This is a genomic window from Palleronia sp. (assembly GCF_042089775.1).
Taxonomy (GTDB): Bacteria; Pseudomonadota; Alphaproteobacteria; order Rhodobacterales; family Rhodobacteraceae; genus Palleronia.
This window is the reverse complement of the sequence record NZ_JBELKF010000228.1, coordinates 1-2863: the sequence shown is the minus strand read 5'-3', so window position 1 is coordinate 2863 and position 2863 is coordinate 1. Positions and strand designations below refer to the sequence as shown.

The 2863-nt window shown below is 68.4% G+C and carries 2 protein-coding genes; both read left to right on the top strand.

Going from position 1 to position 2863, the window contains the following annotated elements:
• On the top strand, nt 1–2177 hold a 2177-nt coding region (locus ACFDS3_RS20350), incomplete at its 5' end, for an ATP-binding protein (protein WP_375264148.1).
• A gap of 81 nt (nt 2178–2258) precedes the next feature.
• A partial coding sequence (locus ACFDS3_RS20345; RefSeq protein ID WP_375264147.1) for a hypothetical protein occupies nt 2259–2863 on the top strand: 605 nt, incomplete at its 3' end.

Genomic DNA, 2863 nt, shown 5'->3' with positions numbered 1-2863 from the left:
TGACCCTCGCGCCGGAAGTCCTGCCTGAATTCAATGCGTTGGTGCTCGATATTACCGCAAAGGGTCACGATAGTCCCTGGCGTGCATCGCTTCGGATGGAGTCCGGCGGCATGCATGCGCAGCGCATGAAGAGCCTGTTCCTGTCGATCTTCAGCTGGGCATCGCCGTCGCACAACAACCGGATCCGCCAGACGCTGAGCGCGCTGCAGGAGATCGACGGCCAGGGCGACGCGGTCGTGCGGCTGCGCATGTCCTTCGCCACCTGGGCGCCGGTCGGGCAGGGCGAGACGCTGCGCCGGAACGCGCAGGCGGTGATGGGCACGGTCAAGCGCTGGGGCAACTCCGGCGTCGACGGCATCTCGGGCGACCCGATGGCCACGGTGCTCTCCAGCGCGCCGGGCATCACCACCGCCTCGACCGCGCCGGTGAGCTCGGGCCCGATGCGGGACGTTCTCGCGCTCATGCCGCTCGGCCGGCAGGCCTCGCCCTGGGAGCACGGCACGCTGCTGCTGCGCACGCCCTCGGGCAAGCCCTGGCCGTTCCAGCCGACCTCGTCGAAGCAGACGACCTGGATCACCCTCACGGTGGGCACCCCGGGCTCGGGCAAATCGGTGTTCCTCAACACGGTGAACTTCGCCTCGGTGCTCTCGCCCTCCATCGCGGGCGGAGACGAGCCTGTGCTGCCGCGCATCGCGATCATCGACATCGGCCCGTCCTCGGCCGGTCTGATCTCGCTCGTGCAGGAGGCCCTGCCGGCGAACAAGCGCCACCTCGCGATGTTCCAGCGGCTCAAGATGAGCAAGGAGCATGCCGTCAACGTCTTCGACACCCACCTGGGGATGCGTCGCCCGACTGCGGCGGACCGGCAGTTCATCGGCAACTTTGTCAACCTGATCTGCTCGGATGGCGATACCCCGCCCTCGAGCCCGATGCGCGGCCTGATCGGTGCTGCGATCGATCGCGCCTACGAAACCGGCAGCGACGAGCGCGAGCCCAAGCGCTACCTCGAGGGCGATGAGGCGCGGGTCGATAATGCCCTTCGCGAGACGCAGTTCGACAGATGGGAAAGCGCGTCCTGGTGGATGGTCGTCGATCACCTGATGATCAATGGCCGCCTCTACGAGGCCGAGCTGGCGCAGCGCCACGCCGTGCCGACGCTGTCGGATCTCGTGACCGCCTCGCAGGCCGAGCAGGTCCGCTCGCTCTACGGCAACGCGATGGATGCCGAGACCCATCAGCCGCTGACCGAGAGCTTCCAGCGGATGATCTCGGAAGTCGTGCGCGACTACCCGATCCTCGCAGGCACCACGCGCTACTCGATCGGCTCCAGCCGGGTCGTCTCGATGGACCTGATGGAGGTCACGAGCCGCGGCGCCAGCGCCCAGGCCCGCAAGCAGACCGCGATGATGTATATGCTCGCGCGCCAGATGATGACGCGGGACTTCTTCCTCGACGAGGCGGAGTTCCGGATCGCGGTGCGTGACGGGATCCTTCCGCAGGCCTATCTCGAGCATCACGTCACCCGGGCGCGCGACAACGCGCAGGTCCCCAAGATCATCTGCATGGACGAATTCCATCGCACCGGCGGCAACCCCTCGATCACCGACCAGGTGATGCAGGACGGCCGGGAAGGGCGGAAGTTCAACGTCGACCTGCGCATCGCCTCGCAGCTGATCGAGGACTTCCCGACGCCGATCATCGAGATCGCCTCGACGCTGCTCGTCTGCAACGTGGGCTCCGAGAACTCGATCCGGGTGATGGACGAGATGTTCGGGCTGAGCGAGGGCGAAAAGAAGGTCCTGCGCTATAACCTGCGCGGCCCGTCGCGGCGCGGTGCGCCGGTCTGGGCGATGTTCAAGCTCAAGGGCGAAGGCCAGGTCCGCCAGGAGCTGAACCTGACGCTCGGCCCGGTCGAGCTGTGGGCCTATTCGACCACCGCCGAGGACGTGGCGCTGCGCAACCGCCTCTACGAGAGCCTCGGGCCGCGCCTGGCGCGCCGCGTGCTCGCCGCGCGTTACCCGGGCGGTTCGGCCAAGTCCGACATCGAGACCCGCATTGCGCGGCTCGAGGAGCTCGGCGAACGGCTCGACGACGACAGCCGTGGCGACGTGATCGGCAAGCTTGTCGAGGAGCTGAAGGCCCAGGCCTATGCGATGAGCTCGGCCGACGCCGCCTGATCCATTCCCCCCGGGGCCGCCACGCGCGGCCCCGGGTCCTTTCCGGACCGCGATCCGGACCCCTTTCTGACAGGACGTCTCATGACCAGATCCATCCGCACACTGCTTCTGGGCTGCGCTGCCGTGCCGCTCATCGCCGGCGCCGCGGCGGCCGAGCCCGTCACCGCCGAAATGGTGACCGCCCTGATCGGCGCCGAGGTGACCACGGGCGGCGGTGTTCCCACCGGCGAATACCTGCGGTTCCGCGACTTCTCCGCGACCAGCGATGTCTACCAGATCGACGCCGCGGCGCTTCTGGTGCCCGCGCAGGCCGACGGCCCGCTCAACTTCCTGCTCGAGGAGCCCCGCATCAGCCGCATCGGCAGCGAGGGCGGCGGTGTCGGTGCGCAGAGCCTGCAGGGCACCGACATCTCCGTGCTCCGCTCGATCCTCGCCGACACCTTCTTCAGCGGGTCGTGCGAGAATGGCGGGGCAGAGGTTCTGATCGAAGGGCAGGACGTCGCCTTCTGGGCCGACGAGGACCTGGCGGCCATGGCCGGCGGGCGCGCGCGCCGCGAGGAGACGCGCATGGGCTATGTCCAGGTGCGCATGGTCGAAGGGCCGGGCTGCTCGGAAGTCATCGAGCTGGTCAGCTCCGACGTGAAGGCCAGCACGCCGACCGGCGGGACCGCCCGCTTCGACGAGCT